Source organism: Streptomyces sp. NPDC127038, assembly GCF_042725875.1.
Classification (GTDB): Bacteria; Actinomycetota; Actinomycetes; order Streptomycetales; family Streptomycetaceae; genus Streptomyces.
In genome coordinates this window covers 185,162-208,001 of the sequence record NZ_JBHXDQ010000006.1, presented here as the reverse complement: position 1 = coordinate 208,001, position 22,840 = coordinate 185,162, and the positions used below count along the sequence as shown (strand labels likewise).

At 68.6% G+C, this 22,840-nt stretch carries 23 protein-coding genes and 3 pseudogenes; 14 read left to right on the top strand and 12 right to left on the bottom strand.

The window, feature by feature from the left end:
• Window positions 1-840: 840 nt before the first annotated feature.
• Both ACFWI4_RS07285 and ACFWI4_RS07280 read right to left on the bottom strand, forming a co-directional pair.
• Window positions 841-1,659 (bottom strand): annotated as a pseudogene (locus ACFWI4_RS07285) (SigB/SigF/SigG family RNA polymerase sigma factor); the annotation flags it as partial.
• A 556-nt stretch (window positions 1,660-2,215) separates the two neighbouring features.
• Window positions 2,216-3,427 carry a hypothetical protein gene (locus tag ACFWI4_RS07280; protein WP_387191873.1) on the bottom strand — a complete coding sequence of 404 codons (1,212 nt, stop codon included), beginning with the start codon at window positions 3,425-3,427 and terminating at the stop codon, window positions 2,216-2,218.
• A 533-nt stretch (window positions 3,428-3,960) separates the two neighbouring features.
• Here ACFWI4_RS07280 and ACFWI4_RS07275 point away from each other — a divergent pair.
• Window positions 3,961-4,527, top strand: a complete 567-nt coding sequence (locus ACFWI4_RS07275; RefSeq protein WP_387191871.1) for a Uma2 family endonuclease — start codon at window positions 3,961-3,963, stop codon at window positions 4,525-4,527.
• Window positions 4,528-5,175: 648 nt separating this feature from the next.
• Here ACFWI4_RS07275 and ACFWI4_RS07270 read toward each other — a convergent pair.
• On the bottom strand, window positions 5,176-6,333 hold the full coding sequence (locus ACFWI4_RS07270; RefSeq protein ID WP_387191869.1) for a ferritin-like protein: 1,158 nt from the start codon (window positions 6,331-6,333) through the stop codon (window positions 5,176-5,178).
• 363 nt (window positions 6,334-6,696) lie between these two features.
• Window positions 6,697-7,695, bottom strand: a complete 999-nt coding sequence (locus ACFWI4_RS07265) for an ArsR/SmtB family transcription factor (RefSeq protein ID WP_387191867.1) — start codon at window positions 7,693-7,695, stop codon at window positions 6,697-6,699.
• Window positions 7,696-7,984: 289 nt separating this feature from the next.
• On the opposite strand from ACFWI4_RS07265, the gene ACFWI4_RS07260 reads away from it, so the two are divergent.
• Window positions 7,985-8,473: a hypothetical protein gene (locus tag ACFWI4_RS07260; protein ID WP_387191865.1), complete on the top strand. Its 489-nt coding sequence runs from the start codon at window positions 7,985-7,987 to the stop codon at window positions 8,471-8,473.
• 546 nt (window positions 8,474-9,019) lie between these two features.
• Here the strand turns inward: ACFWI4_RS07260 and ACFWI4_RS07255 are convergent.
• Complete coding sequence (locus ACFWI4_RS07255) at window positions 9,020-9,418, bottom strand: hypothetical protein (RefSeq protein ID WP_387191863.1); 399 nt, start codon at window positions 9,416-9,418, stop codon at window positions 9,020-9,022.
• 954 nt (window positions 9,419-10,372) lie between these two features.
• On the opposite strand from ACFWI4_RS07255, the gene ACFWI4_RS07250 reads away from it, so the two are divergent.
• A complete protein-coding gene (locus tag ACFWI4_RS07250; RefSeq protein ID WP_387191861.1) occupies window positions 10,373-11,566 on the top strand; it encodes a hypothetical protein in 1,194 nt (397 codons plus the stop codon).
• Window positions 11,563-12,159, top strand: a complete 597-nt coding sequence (locus tag ACFWI4_RS07245) for a response regulator transcription factor (protein ID WP_387191859.1) — start codon at window positions 11,563-11,565, stop codon at window positions 12,157-12,159. The genes ACFWI4_RS07250 and ACFWI4_RS07245 overlap by 4 nt, the downstream gene beginning before the upstream one ends.
• Here ACFWI4_RS07245 and ACFWI4_RS07240 read toward each other — a convergent pair.
• Window positions 12,080-12,463 carry a hypothetical protein gene (locus tag ACFWI4_RS07240; RefSeq protein ID WP_387191857.1) on the bottom strand — a complete coding sequence of 128 codons (384 nt, stop codon included), beginning with the start codon at window positions 12,461-12,463 and terminating at the stop codon, window positions 12,080-12,082. The genes ACFWI4_RS07245 and ACFWI4_RS07240 overlap by 80 nt on opposite strands.
• Window positions 12,464-12,539: 76 nt before the next feature.
• Between ACFWI4_RS07240 and ACFWI4_RS07235 the strand changes: the two genes are divergently transcribed.
• Window positions 12,540-12,968, top strand: a complete 429-nt coding sequence (locus tag ACFWI4_RS07235) for an ATP-binding protein (protein ID WP_387191856.1) — start codon at window positions 12,540-12,542, stop codon at window positions 12,966-12,968.
• Window positions 12,969-13,026: 58 nt separating this feature from the next.
• On the opposite strand, the gene ACFWI4_RS07230 is transcribed toward ACFWI4_RS07235, so the two are convergent.
• A complete protein-coding gene (locus ACFWI4_RS07230; RefSeq protein WP_387191854.1) occupies window positions 13,027-13,251 on the bottom strand; it encodes a hypothetical protein in 225 nt (74 codons plus the stop codon).
• A 278-nt stretch (window positions 13,252-13,529) separates the two neighbouring features.
• On the bottom strand, window positions 13,530-14,090 hold the full coding sequence (locus ACFWI4_RS07225; protein ID WP_387191912.1) for a TetR/AcrR family transcriptional regulator: 561 nt from the start codon (window positions 14,088-14,090) through the stop codon (window positions 13,530-13,532).
• A gap of 233 nt (window positions 14,091-14,323) precedes the next feature.
• Here ACFWI4_RS07225 and ACFWI4_RS07220 point away from each other — a divergent pair, with 233 nt between their 5' ends.
• Window positions 14,324-14,569, top strand: coding sequence for a DUF3761 domain-containing protein (locus ACFWI4_RS07220; protein WP_387191852.1), 246 nt, complete (start codon window positions 14,324-14,326; stop codon window positions 14,567-14,569).
• Between the two features lie 489 nt (window positions 14,570-15,058).
• Window positions 15,059-15,367, top strand: coding sequence for a hypothetical protein (locus tag ACFWI4_RS07215; protein ID WP_387191850.1), 309 nt, complete (start codon window positions 15,059-15,061; stop codon window positions 15,365-15,367).
• A gap of 215 nt (window positions 15,368-15,582) precedes the next feature.
• Here the strand turns inward: ACFWI4_RS07215 and ACFWI4_RS07210 are convergent, their stop codons facing one another.
• Entirely contained in the window at window positions 15,583-16,254 is a 672-nt protein-coding gene (locus tag ACFWI4_RS07210; RefSeq protein ID WP_387191848.1) for a hypothetical protein, read from the bottom strand.
• Window positions 16,255-16,424: 170 nt separating this feature from the next.
• On the opposite strand from ACFWI4_RS07210, the gene ACFWI4_RS07205 reads away from it, so the two are divergent.
• From ACFWI4_RS07205 to ACFWI4_RS07195, 3 genes are all read left to right on the top strand, one after another.
• On the top strand, window positions 16,425-16,628 hold the full coding sequence (locus ACFWI4_RS07205) for a hypothetical protein (RefSeq protein ID WP_387191846.1): 204 nt from the start codon (window positions 16,425-16,427) through the stop codon (window positions 16,626-16,628).
• 99 nt (window positions 16,629-16,727) lie between these two features.
• A complete protein-coding gene (locus tag ACFWI4_RS07200; RefSeq protein ID WP_387191844.1) occupies window positions 16,728-17,081 on the top strand; it encodes a hypothetical protein in 354 nt (117 codons plus the stop codon).
• Window positions 17,082-17,556: 475 nt separating this feature from the next.
• Window positions 17,557-17,682, top strand: coding sequence for a hypothetical protein (locus ACFWI4_RS07195; protein WP_387191842.1), 126 nt, complete (start codon window positions 17,557-17,559; stop codon window positions 17,680-17,682).
• An 18-nt stretch (window positions 17,683-17,700) separates the two neighbouring features.
• Here ACFWI4_RS07195 and ACFWI4_RS07190 read toward each other — a convergent pair whose 3' ends face one another.
• Window positions 17,701-18,270 carry an RNA-guided endonuclease InsQ/TnpB family protein gene (locus ACFWI4_RS07190; RefSeq protein ID WP_387191840.1) on the bottom strand — a complete coding sequence of 190 codons (570 nt, stop codon included), beginning with the start codon at window positions 18,268-18,270 and terminating at the stop codon, window positions 17,701-17,703.
• Between the two features lie 12 nt (window positions 18,271-18,282).
• On the opposite strand from ACFWI4_RS07190, the pseudogene ACFWI4_RS07185 reads away from it, so the two are divergent.
• A pseudogene (locus ACFWI4_RS07185) lies at window positions 18,283-18,702 on the top strand (catalase); the annotation flags it as partial.
• Window positions 18,703-18,740: 38 nt separating this feature from the next.
• On the top strand, window positions 18,741-18,929 hold the full coding sequence (locus ACFWI4_RS07180) for a DUF6098 family protein (RefSeq protein WP_387191838.1): 189 nt from the start codon (window positions 18,741-18,743) through the stop codon (window positions 18,927-18,929).
• Window positions 18,930-20,730: 1,801 nt separating this feature from the next.
• Here the strand turns inward: ACFWI4_RS07180 and ACFWI4_RS07175 are convergent.
• Window positions 20,731-20,994, bottom strand: a complete 264-nt coding sequence (locus ACFWI4_RS07175; protein ID WP_387191836.1) for a hypothetical protein — start codon at window positions 20,992-20,994, stop codon at window positions 20,731-20,733.
• 117 nt (window positions 20,995-21,111) lie between these two features.
• On the opposite strand from ACFWI4_RS07175, the gene ACFWI4_RS07170 reads away from it, so the two are divergent.
• A complete protein-coding gene (locus ACFWI4_RS07170; protein ID WP_387191834.1) occupies window positions 21,112-21,294 on the top strand; it encodes a hypothetical protein in 183 nt (60 codons plus the stop codon).
• A 253-nt stretch (window positions 21,295-21,547) separates the two neighbouring features.
• On the opposite strand, the pseudogene ACFWI4_RS07165 reads toward ACFWI4_RS07170, so the two are convergent.
• Window positions 21,548-21,634 (bottom strand): annotated as a pseudogene (locus ACFWI4_RS07165) ((2Fe-2S) ferredoxin domain-containing protein); the annotation flags it as partial.
• Window positions 21,635-22,039: 405 nt separating this feature from the next.
• Between ACFWI4_RS07165 and ACFWI4_RS07160 the strand changes: the two are divergent.
• Entirely contained in the window at window positions 22,040-22,756 is a 717-nt protein-coding gene (locus ACFWI4_RS07160; protein ID WP_387191832.1) for a hypothetical protein, read from the top strand.
• Window positions 22,757-22,840: the final 84 nt, after the last annotated feature.

Below are 22,840 nucleotides of genomic sequence, written 5' to 3'. Positions count from 1 at the left end.
ACTGGCGGTGCCGGCCAGGCAGGTCGGCTGGGTCGTGTGCCGATCGTGGCCCGGAGGGGGCGGGTTGTATGGCGTGGGATGGGAACCGTTCAGCTCTTCCATTCGTCACTGGGTGCACGTGACTGATTGCGCAAGGCGAAGTTGGTGGGGGATGGATCCGGTATCGGTGGGGCTGCTGGTGGCACTGGCCGGTGGGGCTGGCGGGGAGGTCGGCCGGCAGGCTTGGGCGGGGCTGAGTGCGCTGGTGCGGCGCCCGTTTGGCCGGGATGGCGGCGGACAGGCCCCCGCGATCAGCTCCGGGGAGGCGGAACTGGTGCGCCTTGCCGCAGAGCCGGGCGATCAGGACCGGGCGCAGTCGCTGAGCACGGTGCTGGCGGTGCGGGCTGCGGTGGACGAGGACTTCCGCACTCGTCTTGCGGTCTGGCACGAGCAGGCCAAACTGGTGCGCACCGGGGACGGAGCGGTGACCAACATCATCAGCGGCGGTACCCAGAACGGGCCGGTCCTCCAGGGCCGGGACTTCTCCAACCTGACCTTCACCACCCCGCCGTCCTCCCCCGGCACTCCGGGCGGCAGTGAACCCGACTCCGCGCGGTGACCAGCGTGAGCGACGACCCCACGGTCGGCGCGACTAGCAACACGATCACCGGCGGCATCTTCTTCCACGAGGTGATCCAGGGCCGGGATATCACCGTGCAGCTTCCGCCGACCATCACCCTGGCACTGTCCGGGCTGCCCGCCCCGGCCTCTGCCTTCACGGGCCGCGACCAGCACATCGAGCAACTGCTCGCGGAACTGGCACCCACCATCGACAGGGTGGGCGAGCAGCGCACGGTGTTTGCGTACGCGGGCGCAGCTGCGGGAGATGAGGCGTGAGACGTGCATCTGCGAGATGCCGAGCTTCTCGCCGATGCGGCTTTGCGTCATGTCTTCGAAGAAGCGCATGTACAGCACCGTCCGTTCCCGCTCGGGAAGCCGGTGCAATTCCTTCTTGGCTGCCTCGCGGTCCACGATCGTGTCGAAGGCGGAGTCGGTGGCGCCCAGAGTGTCGGCGAGGCGATGACCGTCGTTTTCCGGGCCTAGCTCCGCATCGAGGGAGAGGGCGCTGAAGCTCTCCATGGCCTCGAGCCCGGCTTTTACTTCTTCTTCCGTGAGTTGGGTGTGCTTGGCGATTTCGGCCGAGGTCGGATCGGCGGCGCCGGGACGCTGACTCAGTTCCCGACGGGCGATGCGTATGCGGTTGCGCAGGTCCTGGACCCGGCGCGGGACGCGCACGGCCCACATCCGGTCCCTGAAGTGACGTTTCACCTCGCCGGTGATGGTCGGGACCGCGTAGCTCTCGAAAGCACCTCGAGTGGGGTCGAAGCCGTTGATGGACTTGACCAGGCCGAGGGCTGCGACCTGGCGCAGGTCCTCGAGGGCTTCACCGCGGTCACGGAACCGGCTGGCGATCCGGTGGGCCATGGGCAGCCAGGTGCTGACCAGTTCGTCCCGTAGTGCGTCTCGCTGCCACCCGTCGCCCAGCTCCGCCATCTGGACGAACAGACCGATGGTGTTGGGTGAGTCGTCGTAGCTGCGGTCTACGGAAGCGGAGGGAACGCTCTGGGCCTCGGAGGCGGTGTCGGGGAACGGGCGGTGTGAGGGGTTCCTGGTCTGCACGTGGATCCGTCCTGAACGACGCGTCCGGACGTCCACGGAAATCGTGGGCGCGGGCCGAACGTGGGTAATGGGAGATGCCACGCGAAGAGGTGCCGTGCAGACCGCTACAAGAGATCGCGGCCGCGCGAATCTCTTCGCTGGGCGCGCGCCTGCGGTCCGAAGCACACCACCCCGCCTGCCCCGGGCGCTGTCTCATAAACAGCCTCACTAGTTACCTGTGGCTGCTCGCCGGCGCCCGCGGGCGGGAGATGAGTGCCCTGCGCAGCGACACCCCTTATGCGTAGCTGAAACCTCGTCCAGCCGTGCCCCTCCTAGGCTTTGGTCTGGCCGGGGGGTGGCGGTTGTTCTTGAAGTCCAGGAGCAGCCTGTCGACGGCGAGGTCGGCGTCCGCGCTGATCCGCTTGGAGGGGAAGGTGGGGCCGGGCGTGCAGTCCTTGGGCCGGGTGCGGGCGCGCAGGGCGTCCAACGGACCCTCGACGGCGGCGTGGGCCTGGGGAGGTGCTGCCGGGAAACGGCGGCCGAGTGCTGAGTGGACCGTAGGGCCGACGCTGGAGGTTCAGTCCGCTTCCGGGGTGAGAGCGATGAGGGCGGTGCAGGCACCCCCGGCTCTGAGATCGCGCATCAGGGCCTTCTTTGTCCGGTGAGTGGCGACGAACTGGGCGTACCGCTTCGCGAATGCGCTGGTGGTGGCGTCCCGGTCGGCGAGGGCGGCCAGATCTCCCAGGAGACGGACGATCTCCGGGTAATGGCGGGTTCCTCGCTGTGAGAGGAGTGCCCCCACGCGGTGCCAGGCCGCCTCGGGATCGTGCTGCAGGTCGGCCAGCCGGCGGTCTTGGGCCTCGCGCGCCTGACGCACCGCCCGGTCGCGTTCCTTGGCCTTCCGTTGCTCCTGGCGGGCGATACGCAGCGCCGTCTGGGCAGGGACCGCGGCAAGGAGTTCGGCAACTGTGCGGGGTGCGGGCGCAGGGTCGCCGGGCGGCCGGCTGTCCAGGAAGCGGCGGCGCAGCCCAGACAGGAGGTGAGGGTCGCCGTCGTGGATGAGCCGGGCGAGGACGGTGTCCTTCTCCTGCGTGTCGAGGGTGGCGGTCCAGGCCCGGTGGGCGGCGAGTGTGGGGCGGGGCGCCGGGGGTGCGTGCTGGGCGGCGGCCGCGATGAGGTCCTCGTCGATGCGCAGGAACGTGGCCAGGTCGGCCAGGGGCTCGGGCAGGTCGGCCAGCCCTGGTGGTACGGCGGGTTCCAGGTCGTCGTCGGCGAGTTCGCCATTGTGCGCGCGCAGCAGCCAGGCGAGGTAGAGGAGGCGCAGGTCTCCCTCGGCGACCTGTTGGCGGCCTCGGGCGATGGAGGGCAGCCACTGCTCGTCGCGGCCCCCGTCCTCGTCGAAGCCATCCTCGTCGATACCGAAGAGGTCGTTGAAGTCCTCGATGTCGTCCTCGGGATCGGACTCCAGAGCGAGAAGGACGTATCCGTTGCTCTCCCAGGCGTCCGCCGAGTCACCGGCGCAGTACGCATGGACGGTGTCCAGGGCCAGGGCGGTGGAGGGCCAGCGCAGAATCAGCCGTCGGGTGCCCCAGTTCGCGAAGTAGAGGTGGGCGTCATAGTGGGTCTCCACCAGCAGTCGGGGGTCACCCTTGAAGTCGCCCCAGCCGTAGGTGTTCACGAAGCGGTGCCGGGTCAGGCTCGCGCGCGTCGTCAGTGCGCGGATCTGCGCGAGCTGCCCGTCGGTCAGCGGGGTGTCGACCTCGAACTGGTAGTGCTGGTACTCCGACATGGCCCTCTTTCCCTCCCCGTTTACGGTCAAGTCGTAGCAGGGCCGGCGGCCCGGCACAGCAAAAACGGCGCAGCGCGCGCCGCGGCATGCACACGAAGGCGTTGCGGTTGTCTGATCCGGCCGCTGCCGGATGGCTGCCTCGCTACGATGGTCGGCAGTCTGTGCTTCGTCGAGCGTGCGTGGCAGTGCGTCGTCCAGACCGTTGGCACGCGAGGGAATCCCGTCCGCCGTAGTCTTCCGGTGCGGCTTTTACGCCCCTGGCCCGACGGCGGCAGGCGTCCCGGAACCGCCATCCTTCCCAGCCGCCCGGCCCCAGCACACCACCCGACAACTCCCCCACCACCAGAGGCGTCAACACCCCTGCGCAAAAGGCGGCATCAGATACATGCCCCGGATCACCTGCAGTAACTGGAGCCGAACCCTCGCAACGTAGGCGTCCACCGCATTCTGACGGCGAGGTGCCGGACGGGCAGCAGCCAGTACGCTAAATCCAGCGGGATCGGGCCCGCACCACAGTGCCCGGGAGGTGCTTGATGACGGCCGAGATGGTTACCCCGGCGTGGATGCATGAGCAGATCACGGCGGCGGAGTACGAGTCGTGGTCCGAGGAGCAGTGCGCCGGAATCGAGATCGTGGACGGGATGGTCGTCGTGAGTCCGAGTGCGTCCAAGCGGCACAACCGGCTGGCCCGGATTGTGGCCAACGCCCTGGATGCCGCCGCGGGCCCTGAGTGGAACGCCGACACCGACTTCGATGTCCGGCTTCAGGACGTCCCGCTCACGAATCGCCGCCCCGACGTCGTCGTGTACCGGGCAGACACCATCGACATTAACCCAACCCGCCCCGAGCACGTGCTGCTGGTCGCGGAGGTGGTGTCACCGGGCTCGGAGACCACCGACCGGATCGTGAAGGTTGACCAGTACGCCAAGGCAGGCATCGGCTTCTACTGGCGGATCGAGCAGGCCGCGACAGGCGTTCCTCTCGTATACACCTACGTTCTCGACCCCGCGACGAAAACCTACCGGGACGGAGACGTGTTCACCGGCGTCCTCAAGGTAGTGGCCCCGTTTTCGGTGGAGATCGACCTCGGGCAGGTCTGACCAGGCGGTGCTCGGCCGCCAACAGCGCGTGAGCGAGGCGTGAGCGGATGAAACGCTGTCAGTCACCGGAACTCCCTTTCCTATCAGGCGGTCTCGGAGTGTGCGAGCTCTGGGGCCGCCCCCTTTTGGCTGGCCGGACGGCCAGTCACAGCACGCCTCCCACCCAATCGGGCCTGTGGCGGAAAGGTGGCCGTGGCGGACCGTCAGTCAGCTGGCATGCAGGCGGCCTGGGCCCGGCCCCTCGCGGACCAGGTGGTACTCGCCCACGAGGACTCAGCGACGTCGGCATCCTGCGCAGGCCTGCGTCCTGCCGCCTGTTGTGCTGTTCGCTGAAGACCCCGGTCTGATCCGCCACGGCGTAGCAGTACCGAACTGGAGGAACTTTTCACCGGACAGTGGCAGAACCGGCCGTCGGTCCTCGATGACTACAAGCCCTACCTGGACGACCGCCCGCCAACCTCGTCTCCGATCCCGACCCGCCCACCCATCACCGCGGGTCAGGGCCGCCGCAGCATCTCCGACCCCGGCGACCTCGCCTACTACCTCGCCTGAGGGGGTCTGCCGCAAGCCGGCGCGGAGTTCCACGCTGCCCGTACGACCATGGAACTCGGGTGTCGACGAAGGACATACAGGACGGATGAAGGGAGCTCAGGGGGTCTGCGGCAGCCTGCGTGTGCATGGTGGAGGTCGGAACTGGGGCCCGTAAGTTCCAGAGCCGTCCGGTAGTGGGGTGTCCATGAGTTTCACGGCTGTGGACTCCAGTGCGCGCATGGCTCGCACCGCGGAGTGCAGGCTGCTCTGCCCGCCGCCTGCCCAGGCATTCTCCAATGACTCCAGGACGGTGGCGTAGGTGGCGTCGAAGCGGTCCAGTAGCTGCCCCACGTGTGCTGACGGGTTGGGCCAGCCGCCGGCCGGCACCCTGGCCATCGGGCGGGTGTGGGGGAAGGGGACCGCTTTGCCGGTGAACTCCCAGGTACGACCCTTCTGCTGCAGGCGCCGGCCCTGGTAAATCTCGGCGAAGGCAAAGTAGTGCGCGGGGTGATCGTCCTGGAAGGCGTCGTTGGGTGAGGCGGCAGTGCCCTCGCCCTGTTCCCTGACGATGGCGATGGAGCGCGCCACCGCTGCGAGGTCCGCCACGGGTACCAGGTTGTCGGTGCCGATGCGTTCCGAGAGTTGCCCGTGTGTCGACAGGCGCGGCGCTACGCTCCGGAAGGCGTCCAGCAGCTTGCCGTAGAAGGCGCCGACCGTCAGTCCTGCGTTGCTCGCCAGGGGCGTCTCGGGAGCTTCGATCGCCATCATGACGTCATGCACGAGGGACCTCGTCAGACCCGACAGGCGAACTGTGACTCCTGGGCGCAATCCGCCGGGCAGCGGGCCGGGGTAGACCGGTGCCGCCTCCTTGATCCGCGGTCGGCCGCCGACCGCCACCAGTAGGTTGCAGACGACGCCCAAGTGGTACATCTCGTCGTCCACGATGCGCCGGATGAGCTGTGCGGCCTCGCTGCCGCGTTCCTTCACCGACCACCAACCGCAGAGGTAGGGCGGCAAGGTAGACAGCTCCAGCTCCACAGCGATCTGGAGTGCGTCCTTGATCCAGCCCAGGTCGCGGTCCCGCTCGGCGACGTCCATCAGGCGTGCCACCGACGGTTTGACGCTGTCGGCGGAGGGCGGGAGGCCGTCCGCGAGCGCGTCGGCCCGCGGGGAACCCGCCACCGTGACCGAAGCCGCCGCAGCGGCCACGAGCAGAGTCCTGCGGCCGAAGCCGTTCGGCCCCTCCTCGTCGCAACGACTGCCGCTGTCCGTCATGGGCACCTCCGCACCGCTTTGCCAGCACCGGCCTTACGGCAGGCTGCCTGCGACTCAGGATTCTTTTCGGGTCAGGGACCGTACGCGAAGCTAACAGCCGCCGCGATATTCAACCCTGCGGCAGGCTTCAGCCAGGCACTTCACCACCCGATCGGGGGCAGCCTCCCCGCGACTTCAGCGCCGGCCTGTGCCTTCGTGCGGTGCCGGCGGGGGCAGCTCCTAGCGTCGCGAGGGGCGGAGCCGGGTACGGCGCCGTCGTGCAGCACGCCATGCAGCCGAAGCTGTCTCCAAGTCGTCGCGAGTGCGCACGGTGTGCGGGTGCTCAGGGCCCAACACACGGACGCGGTCAAAGATGGGCCTCATCTACCCCCAGCGCTGAGCCCTCGCCGCTTGCTGCGCCGGGCGGCCCGCCAGGAGGTCGGCCCCCAGCGAGGTGACACGGTGGACGACCGCGTTCGCCCGGCGCTGGCTGGTGACTAGGCCCGCTCGGCGCAGAACGGTGAGGTGTTGGCTGGCGGAGGAGACGAGGATTTCGGCGAGCCGGGCAAGCTGGCTGGTGTTGCCGCCCTGCGCGGCGGCTTCGAGGACGGCGGCGCGGCTGCGGCCCAAAAGTCTGGTGAGGTGGTCCGACCGGTCGTGAGCGGGCGGGGTCGCAGGGATACGGACGGCGACCGGGTAGACCAGGACTGGAGTGGTGTCCTGGCATACCAGAGTGATCGGGAGGCCGTGGCAGAAGTAGGACGGTATGAGGAGTAGACCCCGCCCCTCCAGGCGCAGTTCGCGGTCCGTCGGGTAGGCGACGTCCAGGGTCGGTGCGCGCCAGCGCAGCAGCGGCGAGAGGTCGGCCAGCAGGGTTTCCATGCCACCGTTCACCATCAGGTCGCTCGCACGGGCGTGTTCGCGGGTGACGCTCTCGTGAACAGCCGCGCGGAACGGGGCGACGGCAATGTCGTGGTGGCGGCGCAGAGCCTGTTCCAGGCGGCGTACGGCTGTCGCGTCGCCCGTGGCGAGGGCGCGGACATGCGGGGCGGAGCGGGTGCGTAAGGGCAGGAGGGCCAGGTCTTCGCTGAGGCGCGCGGCTGAGGTGCACAGCACCGGTTCCAGTGCCTCGGAGAGGTCGGGTGAAGTGCCGTACGGAGTGAGGAAGTCTGGGAAGTAGCCGCGCGGCGGGATGAGGTGCCGCAGGAGTCCGGTCCCCGGGGCGGGGCGAGCCGTCACGGCACCGAGCCACAGCGCGCCCGCCGGTCCCTGTGGACGGCGTTCCAGCCAGTGCACGCTGAGGGCGGTTTCCCACATCAGCGCAGGTGTGCGGGCCAGCCGGACGCGTCCGAGGTCGGCGGCGGTCATGCGGATACGCAGCATGTCGTTCCCCCTGAAGCCCTCCCCCGGCGCCCCGATGGTCAGTCGGAGCAGGGGGCCTTGCCAGGCTTCCTTCCCCGCCGCGCGAGATTCATCACCTTGGTTCGCGCACCGCTTTGCCCGCAGACGGGTTCCGCTCTCGCTCTGCACCCACGAGGGAATACCGCTCCGCCCGCGAACCGAGAGGATGGTGTTTCAGACGGAGTTGAAAGGGGTGCGTCCCGGGCGGGCGTCTCGGCAGAGTTGCGGCGCACAGTCCGTTCTCTCACGGAGATCCGAGGAGATTCGTCCGATGCGTATCAAACGACTGCTGCTGTCCGTGATTGCGGTGCCGGCGCTGATCGCCGGAGGCGTCCTCGCCACGGGCACCGCCCGGGCGACGCCCCTGGCGAAGGACACCGCGGCGGTCCAGTGGCACCGGCTCCCTGCCGCGCCCGCCGCCTCGCAGGTGTCCGCCTTACGGGCCACCGCCCCGTCGACCGCCCCGGCCGCCGGGTACGTGGAGTACAGCCCGGGCCAGGTCGCCCCCTGTTCGCGAGGTGTCCTCTGCGCGGCCGTGTGGAACCCCGTCAACAGCAAGTGGCGCCAGTTCAACCTGTCGGCGTGCAACCTGTACAACGTGTTCTACTGGCAGGGCAACGGCAGCTACTTCGACAACCAGACCGGCGGCGTACGGTCGTACTTCTACGGCCAGAGCGGCAACGTACTGCTCTCGTTCACGCCGGACCTCACGCAACACGATTACAACTGGGACCGGGTGTACTCGGTCCGCAACTGCTGACCACCTCATACCCCACGGGGCCGCTCGGGACAGCGACCACTGCTCACGGTGCCCGGGCAGGCCCCCTTGGCCGTCCCCGGCCACAGTCCGCCGAAGCCGTTCACACAGCGCGTCGAAGTCCATCGCAACAAGAAAAACGTCGCCGTCCACCAGCTCCGCCTAAACACCCACATCCGCTACACCGCCGTAGCAGACGCCGTGGCGTCTGCTACGGCGGTGTTCTCGGCGGTGACTGGACCCGGAGCAGGCTGAGACAATCGGTCACGGGCATACGCATCCGGACGCAGCAGCCGCCGATCCGGCTGGATCCCACTGCCTTTCGCTGACTTCAAACGAGCCGTATCGCGAGTGCGGCGTATCCCGGGGGAAGCTCAACGGGAGAAAACGACCTCTCATCAGGATGCGTGGGTCGGGGCGGGTCGGGGCTGTGTCGGAGGAACGCGAAGGACGTATCCGCACACGAAAACCCCCGCCGGACACCGACGGGGGCTAGAGATTGCATTACAAGCGACCATACTGGCGGTAGCTAAGCACGCCCGGGCCTGGTCAGCATTCCGTGAGCGGGTCAGTCTCGCTGGAGATGTTCTTGTCGTTCATGAAACCCCACTGGCCGTTGTCGGCCAAGGTGTAGATCCAGCGACTGGCGTGGCTGGGATTCCATTCGCCGTTTAAGTCGCCATAGTCGTCCCGACACAAGAACCAGCTGGTCGTGCTGTTCATGTACCCCACAACAGTGCCACGATCGGGGAATTCATGGATCGGTTCGCCAGCGAGGTTGTTGCAGTAGAAGACCGGGTAGATTTTTCCGAAATACGGGGCCCGCTTGTACTCCTGGGCAGACCAGCAGTTCGAGGCGGCGTTGGCGTGCGCCGTGGGGAGAATGACAAGTGCCGCGGCACTCAACATCGTGCCGCCGACAGCCACGGTCTTTCTGAAGATGCGCATGGGTCCTCTTACTCTCTCAGTGGAAGTCGGGGGTCAGCCTCACACCGAAGCAATGGTCCCTGACCCTGTGTACTCTCAGGTCCCGCTCACGCGCCTGAGCCGTGCATAATCGTCCAAGCCCTGGTGCGACTGAGCCCTGGTCAACGGCATGCTGGCTTACCTCGCGGATCGCGTGCAATGATTTCAAGCTCGGTTGAAACATTGGCCGACCGCGCCTGCCTGGGTGCATGTGCGCCCCGCAGGTTCTCGAGTTCGATGGTCCCCGCCCCGGCGGTGCAGTTGGTCACTCCGCTGGGCGGACTGGCTGCGGGTTCCACGTGGATTCGGTCGGCCTGCCCTCCATGCTGCTGGCGGATGGCGGCGTGTATCTGCTTGCCACGCTGTGCCCGGTGATCTACCCGGTCTGGAGATCCCACCCCACTGACATCCCTCTGATCCCGACAAGTTCGTCCTCCTGGATGGCCTGCCGCCGGCTGACCACCATCCCCAGCACACGATCTTGATCGTCGACACGCTCCACCAGTTCAGCACTCCGCACATCGGGGGCCGGTTCACACCCGGGGAGAAGGCGCGGCGCTTCACTGCCCGGGTGGAGGCCGACGTGGTGGCCGGATACCCGTACGCGCATCACCCGTGCGGCTCAGCGGATGCGGTCGCCGTCCTACGCCCGCGGCGCGGCCCGCCCGCCGTCCTACGCCCGCGGCTGGAGACTGACCCGACTGGACGGTGGCGTGTACGCCTACATCGCCCCCACCGCACGACAAGATCGCGCCGCATGAACACTCCCCCAGGTTCACGTGCCCGCGGGCTGACGCGCCCACCGGCACACCGTCACCACCATCCTCGTACCGTCCGCCGTGACCGTACTCGCAGCCCGACACGCATCGCCTTCTCGTTGAGCGAATCGCGATCTGATGGACGGCACAGCGAAAGGTCGAAATGGGCGACAGCCTCATGAGGACGAGCAACGCGCTCAAGCGGCGGTTGTCGCTGAGACTCGATCCACGGCTTCAGCGGCGGCGCTGGCGTTTCGAGCTGAGGAAGGCGCTGCCGGCACTGATGTTGTTCGTCTCCGTGCGGCTGACCGGGGTGATCATGGCGGCCCTGTGGTCGCTGCACCTCGGCAGGCACCCGAGAACCGTGCTCGGCCTGGCATGGGACGGCCACTGGTACTGGCACGTCTCCCAGTACGGTTACGGCCTGATCATCCACCCGCAAGGAGGCCACTGGGTCTACAGCGACCTGGCGTTCTTCCCTCTCTTCCCAGGCCTGATCCGCGCAGTGAACACGGTGCTGCCGCTCGGCCCGGTCAACGTGGCCCTGCTCATCGCATGGAGTGCCGCCCTGATGGCGGCCTGGGGCGTGTACGGAGTCGGCGAGCTGCTGCACGGTCGACGCGCCGGGATCATTCTCGTGGCGCTGTGGGCGCTGCTGCCGCACGCGATCATCCTGACGATGGCGTACACCGAACCCCTCATGACCGCCTTCGCCGCCTGGTCGCTCTACGCAGTGCTGACCCACCGCTGGCTGACCGCGGGGACACTGTCGCTACTGGCCGGCCTGTGCCGCCCCAACGGCCTCGCCGTGGCGGCCGCCATCGTCACCGGCGCCGTCGCTCATCTCTGGAAGCTGCACCACGCCGGTGCGCCCACCGCTCCGCGCGCCTGGGCGGCCGCCGTCGCGGCTCCCCTCGGTTGGCTGGGCTACATCGGCTGGGTGGGGCTCAGGACACACAACCCCGTCGGCTACTTCCACATTCAGAGTCTGTGGGGCTCACGCTTCGACTTCGGCCGCCACACGGCCCACATGTTCAAGCACCTGATCGTCGGGCACGACACCCTCGTCGTCTATGTGACCGCAGCGATCGTCCTCGGCTCCCTGCTGCTGTTCGTCTTCTGCGTCCTGAACAGGATGCCCTTGCCCCTGCTCGCGTACTGCGCGGTCCTCATCGTGATGGCCGTCGGTGGCGCCCACTTCTTCACGAGCAAGCCGAGGTTCCTGCTGCCCGCCTTCCCTCTGCTGCTCCCGCTTGCCCTGCATCTGGCGCGGAGCCGCCTACGCACCCTTGTCACCCTGCTCACCGCCCTGGCCGGCGTCTCCCTCTTCTACGGGACCTACCTGCTCACCGTCTCCCGTCGAGCCCTGTGACGGGAGGACCACCCGCCCGATCAAGCAGCTCAGGCTGCGGCACCGTGACCTCCGGCCTCGACGCCGGAGCCGACGGCTACCTGGTCAGGTCGTTCACCCTCCGTGCCCACCAGCGCCGCCGCCCACCCAGCTCGAATCCGGAGGAAGGGCCGATCCGTGTCGGTGACCTGACCGTCGGCACCTCCGCACGGCGCTGCCTTCTCGCCGCCGCCGAGGTCGCGCTGCGGCCCAAGGAATACGAACTGCTCGCCGTCCTCACCGGGCACGCGGGCGTGGCCGTCGTTCGCGAAGCCCTGATGGCGCAGGTACGAGACGAGAACTGGTTCGGAACCACCAAAACCCTCAAGGTCTCCGTGGCCTCGCTGTGCCGCCGCCTGGGCGAAGCGGCTGCCGCCCGAGACGTAGCGGCGGGCACACCGTGCCGGACCAGGACCGGGGCGCGGATGCCGTGGCCGAGGGACTGGCCACACGGGGGGCTCGGGGAGCCGGGACTTCTCGGACGCCTGTGGCAGCTTAGGGACGATGCCTGTCCAGCGCCCTGTCCGGGGCGGCAGCGAGGGTGGTGTGCAGGTGGCGCACGACGTCGTCGGTGAGCTCGCCGGGTTCGGGAACCCGCGTGCCGAACGCCTGCCGTTCGTCGGCGACCAGGGCCCGCCAGTCCAGCACGGGAGTCAGCGCGGTGGCCGCCTGGGCAAGGAACCAGGCCAGCCGACCGTGAGTGTGAGCCAGGGAGATCGCGATCACCGCGATGGCCGTACGCAGCCGCTCGATACCCGCCAGCTGCCCCTGCACCGCGGCCGGACCAACCGCGTCGGCGAGACGGCCGGCTGCCGCGCGGGCCAGAGCCGCCTCCTCTGCGGTCAGTTCCCACAGCCCGTCCCGCATCTGTTCAGCCACACGAGCGGCCAGGGCAGCGAAACCGTAGATCCGGCGTCAGGCATCCGCGGGCGCACACGCGGGGGAAGTAAGGGGTGTGCACGTCATAGATCACTGGGACTTCGACCTTGCCGCTGCCAACGGCAAGGCGGCGGAGATCGGCATGTCCCGCGTCCACCAGGTCCTCGACGCGATACCCGGCGGCGACAGGCGCGATAGCTGGCGCGACGACGTGCTCCTGGTGGCATGCGAGCTGCTGACCAACGCCCACCTGCACACACCCGGCGTCACCCACCTGGGCATCGATATCGACGGCGACCGGCTCACCATAGCCGTCACCGACCAGACCACCGCCCGACCAGTACCTCAGCCCTGGCGCCCGGACACCCCGCACGGCCACGGCCTGCACATCATCGACCACCTCGCCACCACCTGGGGCATCACCCCAGCCCCGGGCGGCAAAACCGTCTGGGCCGCCCTCCCCCTGGAAAGGCCTGCGGTTTCAGGGGCCAGGAACAGGCACTGATACTGATACACGGTGCGCTGTGCGCCTCGGGGCCCCGGCCCATGCTTGCCTTGCCGGTTCAGGCGGCGTCGAAGTTGTGAGGGGGGCCGTCGCGCCATTCCACCCATCCCGGATCGTCCAGGACGACCTCGGGCTCTACGATGCCGGCGCTTTCGAGGAAAACGACGAGGTCGTGGTCGCTGTAGGCGATACCGAGGATCTGGTCCCGGCCGTGGCTGTGCACGATGACCCTCCGGCCGCCCGTACCTGACGCCCGATGCACGACGATCGGCGCTCCGCTCACCCCTCCAGCCTGCTCCCCATCAATCCATGAGGCGAACCAGCCCCGCGGGGGTGGGCCCACGACTGGTGAGATGGCGGGGTGAGACGCGGACCGCTCCGACCGGCACAAGCGCGGACTGCTCGGCCGCGCAATCCGCGGTCGGAGAACGGACTCGCTCACCGGAAACGGGGGCGGAGCAGCCACGGGCGTCTCGACGACCTCATCAGTCACCGAAGCGTCTCGGTATGCCCGCCGCGCTGCCGCACCAGGGAACTGCGCGGTCCCCGACGCGGTCGGGCTCAAGGCCGCCGCATCGCGCGGCACATCGCCTCGTCCGGGTGCGCGGCGAGCGGCCTGGCCACTTCGGCGGTGAAGGACTGGAGCAGGAAGCCGACCCGGCGGCACCATGTGCCCGGCGCGTCCTGTTCCGTGGCCGTGACGACTCCGGCGTCGGCCATGAGGATCATCGCGATGCCCTGGTGGACGAAGTCCTGGCGCAGGCGGCCTGTGGCCTTCGCCTTCTTGATCAGCTCCTTGAGTGCGGCGAGGACGCGGTTGCGCTCCTTCTCCAGTGACTCGCGTTCGGGAACGTCAGGGTCAGCACGCCCGCGAACCCGCAGTCGTCGGCCTGCATCTGGCACACCCTGCTCGACGTACCCACAGAAGCCCAGCCACGGATCGGGATCGGCGAGCGCGGCCTCGACGGCCGCAGTGTAGGAGGCCATCTTGTCCTCGAACACCGCGCCGATCAGGTCGTCCCTGCTCGGGAAGCGCCGGAACACGGTGGCGATCCCGACGCCCGCGCGGCGCGCGACCGCGTTGGTCGAGGCCTCAAGGCCTTCCTCGGCCCACTGATCTATCCGGCGAGGGCGAGGTTGTGCATCCGGGCGCAGCCCTCATGTCCCTCACGCCGAGGCCCGAGCAATACGCGGCCTGATCATGTTCGCGAGTGCGTTCGCCCGAATCGAACGTGCGGCTACATGCGGGCCACGACCGTCACAACCTGGTGACCGCTGCTCCCGCCGGGCGCTTACTGCCGGCCGGCGGATCCATGATCGCCTCTCCGAGATCAAACCTGGAGGGGGAAGCTCTGATGCTGACCACATTCCGCAGCGCTATCGCGGGAGCCCTGCTCGCAGGCGTACTCGTCGCCCCGGTTGCGGTGGCGACCGACGCAGCAGCGGCAACGTGCGCCCGGCACACCACCGGTGCCTGCACGGCCAACTCGCCGCACCCGCGCGGCGCAACGGCGAAGTGCAAGGACGGCACCTACTCCTACAACGTCCACTTCCGCGGCACCTGCTCACACCATCGCGGCGTCAAGTACTGGTACCGCTGACCACCAACTGGACGGAGCTCCCGACCACGTCCCCAGGCCGGGGAGCTCCGTCCAGCCGGGCCATACCGTTGCCCGGGAGGCCAGGTGCCGTTGTTGGCGCGAGCGGCTTCCGTGGCTCAGCGGCCGGTCGCGAACCAACGGCATTTGATCAGACGTCAACTATCCGCATACACAGATTTCACCTCTCGGACTCTACCCGCGTAGCCCCCGCGTGCGCTGTCATGTCCGCATCCCCGGGACACCCCGCCGGGGCGACCCGTCGGGAGACCCCATGCGCCCCCTCACACGCATCGCCGCCAGCACCTCCGCTCTCACCCTCGCCGCCGCCGGCCTCATCATCACCACCGGCTCCACGCCCGCCTTCGCCTCAACCTGCTCCCAGTCGCGCCTTCCGCTCCCCGACGCGTCCTGCACCCCCGGCCCTACAACCCGGACGTCACCCAGTCGACGATCGGCTCCACGATCTGCGTCTCCGGCTGGACCGCCACCGTGCGGCCGCCCACCTCCTACACCAACCCGCTCAAGGCGCAGGGCATCATCGACTACGGCTACGCGGACACCGCGATGGCCGACTACGAGGAGGACCACCTCGTCCCTCTCGAACTCGGCGGCGCTCCCCGCGACCCGGGAAACCTGTGGCCCGAGCCGTACGCGGGAGCCAAGACCGCGACCACCAAGGACGGCGTGGAGACGAAGCTGAAGAACGCCGTGTGCAAGGGCACCATCACTCTCTCCGCCCCCCGCTCCGCCATCCGCAACAACTGGACGACCGCACTCTCGGTCACCGGAATCGGCTGACAGCGGCGGCGCGCGAAGCCCTACAAAGGGCACGGCAGAAGGAGCCGGGCATGACCGACCACGGCGCTGGAGAGGGTGGTCTCGTTCTCGGGCGACACCGGTAGCGGGAGGCTGTTGAGGGCGTCTGCAACGAGTCCGGTTTCGGTCAAGCCGGCGCCACCGGCGCGCTGTTCGTCGGTGGCGCCCCAGCCGGAGCGGCTGTCTGCTCGGGTGCCTCAGCCAAGGCCAAGCGCGCTGAGTGCAGTAGTCCAGTCGGTGACGATCGCGCGCTGAGCGGCCACGAGGGTGATCTTGTTGGCGCAGACCGCGGTGTGCAGTCTCGTCTCCACCGGGTCTTTGCGGTTGTTGACGCCGCTGCCCGCCTTGTGGCTGGGGTCCGGCGGCTCGACCCAGAGGTTTCGCGGATCGTTGGGGTCGCCGCCGAGCTGCAGGCTGATGAGGTGGTCGTATTCGGCATCGCGCATGGAGCCCCGATAGCCGTAGGAGGCCGCGTTCAGCGCCTTCTCCTTGCCCGTGACGGATGTGGAGGGCCGGATGCCGGAGGTGTAGCCGCCCTTGCGGCAGATCGTGGACTTCAGGTTCGTCTGCGTGACCGCCGGCGAGATCGCCCCTGGCGTGCACGCCGGGTCCTCCAGCGGCTCCCCCTGCTCGTACCGGAAGTGGCAGCTTCCGGCTGGAGGCTGTTTCTGGACGGTGTAGGTGGTCTGCGGGCCGGCTCCGACCGCGATAGCCCGGTCCGCGCCGCCACCTGTGCCCGTGCCCAAAGACTTCGTGGGCCAAGTCCCGGTCGGTGACGCGGGCGATCCGCCCGCTGCGACCGGAGAGCAGCCCGCCAGGAACACGGTGGCGAACAGCACGGATGACGCGGCGCGGTAGGTGGAGCGCATGACGACCCCTCACGAGCAGGAAATGGCTGGGCACATACTGCCCGGCCAGTGCATCAGCAACCGGACGAGGTGGACCTCACCGATGACGAGATCGGGCGGAACAGCTCATCGACCGGCTGACCCGCGACGACCTTCAGGGCGAGGAGTTCACCGACCGGTACACGGAAGCGGTGGAGCAGCTCATCGACGGCAAACGGGAGAACCGCGAACCGCCCACGGCCGAGGAGCCCGAGGCGCCAGCACAAGTCGTCGACCTGATGGCCGCGCTCAAGGAGTCCGTGGCCAAGGCCCGCCAGTCCCGAAGATCTCGTAACACGATCTTGGTGGTGTCGTCGGGGCATGGCGTTCGTCGGATCCATGCTGGGACGCTCTAGCGAGCTGCCAAGCTACGGACTGGTCCTGGAGGACGGCTCTCTCTGGCGGCCTGATGGTTTCTTGGCGATGCGGCTCGGGCTTCCGATACGTTTCGTGGCATGAGTGGCAGCTTCGACGTGGCCCACGCCCTGGACGGCGGCATTTGCGATCGGGAGCGGGCCTGGACATTTATCCGCGGCTTTGCTGCCGCTTGGGGCGATGCGCTGGCCGAGGATGACGGCACGCCCAGGGCGGAGCTGGCGCAGGCGGAGGCGATGCTCGGCTGCTCCCTGCCGACTGCGCTGCACGAGTTCTATACGCTCGTGGGTAGCCGGCCCCACCTGGTCGCCAACCAGGATCCGCTGCTGCCGCCTCACGAGGTGTTCGTGCATGACGAGTGTGGCGGCGTCCTTGTCTTCCGCAGTGAGAACCAGGGCTGTGCCTTCTGGGGGGGTGCGCCTTACCGACCTTGACCGGGACGATCCTCCGGTGCTCGTTCAGGCGCGGCACGGCTGGGTGCCGTTCTTGGACCGGGTGTCCTTGGCCTGTGTCGAACTCGTACTGAGCGAGGCGCTGTTCGGCAGCGGAGGACGGCTGTACAACGCGTGCGAGCTGCCCGCGGACCTACTTGGTGCGGTGCCCGAACACTTTCAGCGGGTCCAACTGCCGGACTATCCAATGTGGACGGGTCCGGAGGAATTCCCTGTACGTTGGTTCTCTGCCCCGGGCAGGCTGCTGCGCCAAGATGGCCTGGGCGCCCACAGCTGGCTTCACGTCCGGGGCCGGACCCGCGCCGATTTGGATGCGATCTGCGCCGCCGTTCCTGGGCGGTGGTCCCTGGGGTACACCGAGTCACTCAGCTCCGATCCGCTGCCCTTCTGAACTGCTGCGGACCTTCTTGAGGCGTCTCCAGCAGATGAGGCTGCAGGCCAGGGAGACGAAGGCGTCGTGGAGTTCGGTTCGGCGTTCCCAGCAGACGGCGAGGCACTTGAACTGGTGGAGCAGGGCGAAGGTCTGTTCGACGACGTAGCGGAGTTTGCCCAGGCCGTTGATGTTGGGGGCGCCCTTGCGTGAGTTGACATCCTCCCCGTCCTAACGGGCGGGGATTCCCGCCTGGCTGCCGGTGGTGACCGGCTGGGCCTTCGGGTGGGTTCCCCGTTCAACGGGCCGTGCCCGGCGTGGGATTTCCACTCCGGGACTGACCGGCCCTCCAGGGGCGTTTAGCCTCTCCGCCTGCCCGGCGGCGAGGATCACTCGCGACGCGTTGAGGTCACGATCATGTTCGGTACCGCAGCCCTCGCACCGCCAGATACGCACGTGCAGTGGCTTCTTGCCGTCCACGACCCAGCAGAGCGAGCATGTTCGGGAGGAGGGGAGCCAGCGGGAAACGATGCCGATGTGCCGGCCACAGCGGGCCGCCTTGTCCTCCAGCACCCGGCGGAACATGCCCCAGGCGGCGTCGTGCACAGACTTGGCGAGGCGAGTGCGGGCCAGGCCGCAGACCGCCAGGTCTTCGAGGTAGACCGCTTGGTTGTCGCGGACCAGCCTCGAAGCACTCTGATGGCACCAGTTTCTGCGCGCGTCGGCCACCCGGGCGTGGGCACGGGCGACGCGGATGCGGGCCTTGGCCCGGTTCCTCGACCCCTTCGCCTTGCGGCTCAACGCCCGCTGCGCCTGCCGGAGGAACTGGCCCCGGTCCAACCGATCGGTCTGCTCACGTTGAACGCCAACCCCTCGAACTACTTCGCCGAGACCGAACAGGTCGCCTTCCATGTCGGCCACCTCGTACCGGGCATCGACGTCACCAACGACCCCCTGCTCCAAGGCCGCCTCTTCTCCTACCTCGACACCCAGATCAGCCGGCTCGGCGGCCCCAACTTCGGCCAACTGCCCATCAACCGACCCCACTCCCCCGTCAACGACATGCTCCGTGACGGCATGCACCAGACCGCCGTCCACCGCGGGGTGGCCCCCTACCGGCCCAACTCCCTCGACGGCGGCTGCCCCTTCCTCACTGGCGCGGACAACGGCGCCTACATCGAGGTCCCCGAGCCACTGCCGGCGGCGACCAAGGTGCGGGACGCGGCAGCCTCCTTGCCTTCTGCCATCTGCCGCGTAACCGGGGCCACGGCGTGCGGTCCTGGCTGCTGCGGCTGGGAGAGCGGACGCGGCCCGACAACGAACCACTGGTGGATCACGTCGTACCGCTGGCCTGGATCGCACCGGGAGATCATCGGGAAGCCGTAGCCGAGGTCGCCGACCAGCCTGGTCCCTGGGGTCCAGTGGAGCGTGGCTCATACCCGCAGCACCACCGCTGGTGACAAGAGGCCGCCGCGCGGTGGGAGAAGTCGCGTTCCGCCCGGGCCCCGCGGACCGGCCACGCAGGGGCGGGATGTGCGCAGTCCTACCGCGGCCGGTGGCCACTGGCGCGAGGTCTGGACGCGATTGCTCGGGCTGTGCACCAACGGCGCACCAGGCGGACGGCGCTAGCCAAGGTGGCCGCGAAGGGCCGGGCCCGGATAAGGGTGGGAGACGACGAGGCGCCGCCACACGGCGAGGAGTGCGGCTGCGGCCACGGCGGCCCTGCTCGCATGAGTGGTGTGCCGCAGCAGGCACTCGACTGACCTCGGTTTCCCTGCCCGTGATGGGGCTGCGGCACATCCACTGAGTTGACCCTTATCGGCACTTCAAACACTTTTTTCCGGAATGCTTCTGCTCGTCTGGCCGACGACAACCAGCGGTCGCTCCTGCCGCTGTCTGTGCTGATGGGACCGGAACAGCGTGACGTTTGCGGGTTCGGCACCCTCCCGCGCCTGAAGGCCGGGAATCCCGACCGCATCCAGCTGGTCGGGCGGCAGGTTGGGGCGGGTTCCCCAGCTGCCCTCAGGGGACGGGGACGCGCAGGTAAAGCAGTCGCGCGTGGTCCCGGCGCTGTCGCTGGGCAGGCATGTCCCGAGCCGTGCGGAGACCCGTTCGGACAGGCGGAAGTGACGTGAAAGGACGGGGCGAACCATGCAGAGCGCATCGCTTCGCGGTGCTGCGGCCGTATGCGCCGCGGCGCTCGCAGGAACAGTCGTCGCAGGACGATGGCAACGACGCCGAGGGTGGCGCGGACGCCTTGGCCCGCTCAGGCGAACTCCTCGTTCCGTGGCCGCTTTCTGTCCGCCAGAAGAACAGGGCCGGCCCGGACGGATGCGCGTCGCCGTTCGGCACACTGCCGTCCCGGCGTCACGCGCCGCCGCGCAGGCCAACCTCCGGCACCTGTGGAGCCATCTGTATCCGCTCGACCTGATGCGTGGTCAAGGGCGCGAGGACGGAGCAGTCGATTGATCCGTGGCAAGCCGGTCCGCACTCTCCCGGGGCGACCGCTCGTCCTTCGGACGCGACGCGGGACAGGCCGGATGGACCATCGCGCTCAGGGACGGGGCGGTTTCCTGCGGCGTCCTGGGACGCAGAGCCTCCACGGGAGACCATGGCTCCACCGGCCTGGCCCCGGGTAGAGGACCGCAATATGGACACTCGTCGGGCATGGCTACTGAACCGCACACTCTGTTGGCGTCCTCCTCCGGCGGGGTCTGGTTGTTGACGGTAGGCGTTGTCCTCATCGCCATGCTGTTGGCGGCGTTCCTCGTAGGGCACCGGAACTCCGCCCGGCGCCGACAATCCGCTTCCGTACCCTCGCGCGAGCAGGAGAAGCAGGCGCGCCAGGTGCTCGAAGACCCTCCGCGCCGTGGAGAAGGCTGGAGCACTCCCGAGGAAGACCCCGACCAAGGGCACCCCCACCGGTAGCCAGAGCCGGTGGCACTTGAGACAAAGTGCGGACAGCGCAGGCAATGGGCGCAGCAGGCTGCTACTTGCTCTCGTCTCCACCGGCTACCTCGCAGTCGGCGGGGCTTAAGCGGGCACCGCAAGCGACAGGCGCGCCTGCGTGCCGCGCTCCAGAAGAAGTCACGGCGAGCCTGCTGGACCGTCGACGCCGGGGTGGATGCCTTGCTGCGATCCTCGGAAGAGTCGCTGCATCACGGGACCTCCGTGACGGCCAGGCCCCGCACTCCTCGGCGGACAGGCGGATGGTGCGCAGGATCTGCTCCTCCCGCTCGGTCAGGCGCGCAGGGCGCCGGTTCACTGTCCACCCCAGGCCTGGACCCGATTGCGCAACTCCACCCGCGCCCCCGCCCCGCGCCCCGGCTGCGACCAGAACGGATGCCACCACAACCGCACCGACAATGCCAGCAGACGCCGCCGCAGCGCCGTCTGCCCGGCCGGACGGGGCACGGCGAGGGCCGTGTAGGTGCGGTTCCAGGCAGTCTGTAGCTGGACCAGGTCGTCGGGGAAGGGCGCGGACTCCATCCCCCTATTAGTGCACGTGTTCGAATTTTGGTTCAAGTCGACATGGTTGCTGTGCACTCCGCAGGCGGGTGGCCGGCCATCGGCGGCTGATCCGGGGGCGGGCAGAGACGCCCCGCCAGTTCCCACAGCCTCTTTCCCAGCTGCATCTCATCGGTGATGCGGGCCCGCTCCGCGATCCGCATCGAGACCAAGGTGTGCGACCTGGCGGACAACGATCCCAAGACCGCGCTCGCCATGTTGCGCATCACGCAGGATTCGAAAGGAGCGCCTGCATACCAGGACAACCTCATCCCGCAGGGCGGGGCGGCGGATGTCCCGGCCGGCTCCCCGCCCTGACCGCCAACCAGTCCGCGGCCGGGCGCTGTCAGGCAGGCACAGCCACGGGCAGCGTGTACGGCTGCCCGTTCATCCTGACCACCGGACACGGCGGCGCAGGGACAGCGACGGTGACGGTGCAGGTCGTTGTCCGTTCCACCACCTCTCGGATCGGAGCAGTAATGCGGCCTCCGGCCGTTACGGGCCGCTCCGCACGGGCCTGCGCCGAGCGGACCTCCCACGCCCAAGTGCGGTGCGCAGCCGGTGCAGCTGGTCAGTCTTCGAGTTCGTGGCGGACGCGTCGGGACGGGGTGAACGTGTAGAGGTCGAGGATGTCGGGGGCTACGGCGAGGCCGGGGCCGGGAGGTCGGTCAGTGCGTCCGGCGCGCGCCGCTGCGCCTCGGGTCCAGGGCAGACTTCCTCCGGTGGCGCACAGGCGCGCGATCATGCCGTGGCGCCTCGTCGTCGGCACACTGATCATTCCGGCGGGGGAAGGGCAGCTTCATGCCCGCGGAGCACCGGCCGCATTCCTGCGATTCAAGGTAGTCAACACGTAGTGGCCCTGGAAGGCCCGCGCTGTGGGCGTATGGCAGACCACCGTCGTGAACGCCGGCGAACCGCACCGGAGACTTGGGCAAACGCGGGCTCCTGCTTGCACTGCTCCGTGCGGGGTAGTCGATCACCCCTGGGTGGAGCTTCGCTCGCGGGCCTGCCCCTGACTGACGGGAGCACCCTTTGACGGCCCCGTCGCCACCAGAAGGAGCCCATGGTGAAAAGCCGCGCCGCCGCCCGGATCAGACATCCGAGGCACGAGCGCCGCGGTGAAGCGCGGCTGCCGGCCGCTGCTGCCACGCTCATCGCCATCGCGCTGTATGTGGCACTGCCCCAGCGGCTCCTCGTCGCCCCCCGCTACGTGCTGCCGGTTCTGGAACTCCTGTTGCTGGTGCCGCTCATCGCCATCAACCCCAAAAGACTCACCCGGCAGACAAAAGCCTTTCGGTTCCTGTCGCTGGCTCTCGTCCTGCTCATCGCCATCGGCAATCTCACCGCGCTCGGCATCCTGATCCACCAGCTGGTCCATGCCGGGGTGAAGGACGGACCCTCCTTGCTGGTCGCGGCCCTGCAGGTGTGGCTGACCAACATCATCGCGTTCGGGCTCGCGTACTGGGAACTCGACCGCGGCGGCCCCGTCGCCCGCACCCAGACCCCGCGCGGTGACCTGCCCCTGGCCGACTTCCGGTTCTCGCAGGACGAGAACGACGACGCGGTGGAGGAAGTCGCCGACGGGTCCAGCAAAGTCTCCGACTGGGTCCCGACCCTTGTCGACTACCTGTACATCTCGGTGACCAACTCGACGGCCTTCAGCCCGACGGACACGATGCCGCTCTCCACTCGCGCGAAGCTGTTGATGAGCGTCCAAAGCGTGGCGGCTCTCCTGACGTCACTCCTGGTCATCGCCCGGGCCGTCAGCATCCTGCACTGAGCGGCTCCCCGGCCGGGGCTCGGCCGGGGGCCACGTCGAGTGATGCCTCCGTCACCGCATTCCGTGCACCCATGGGTACATCGT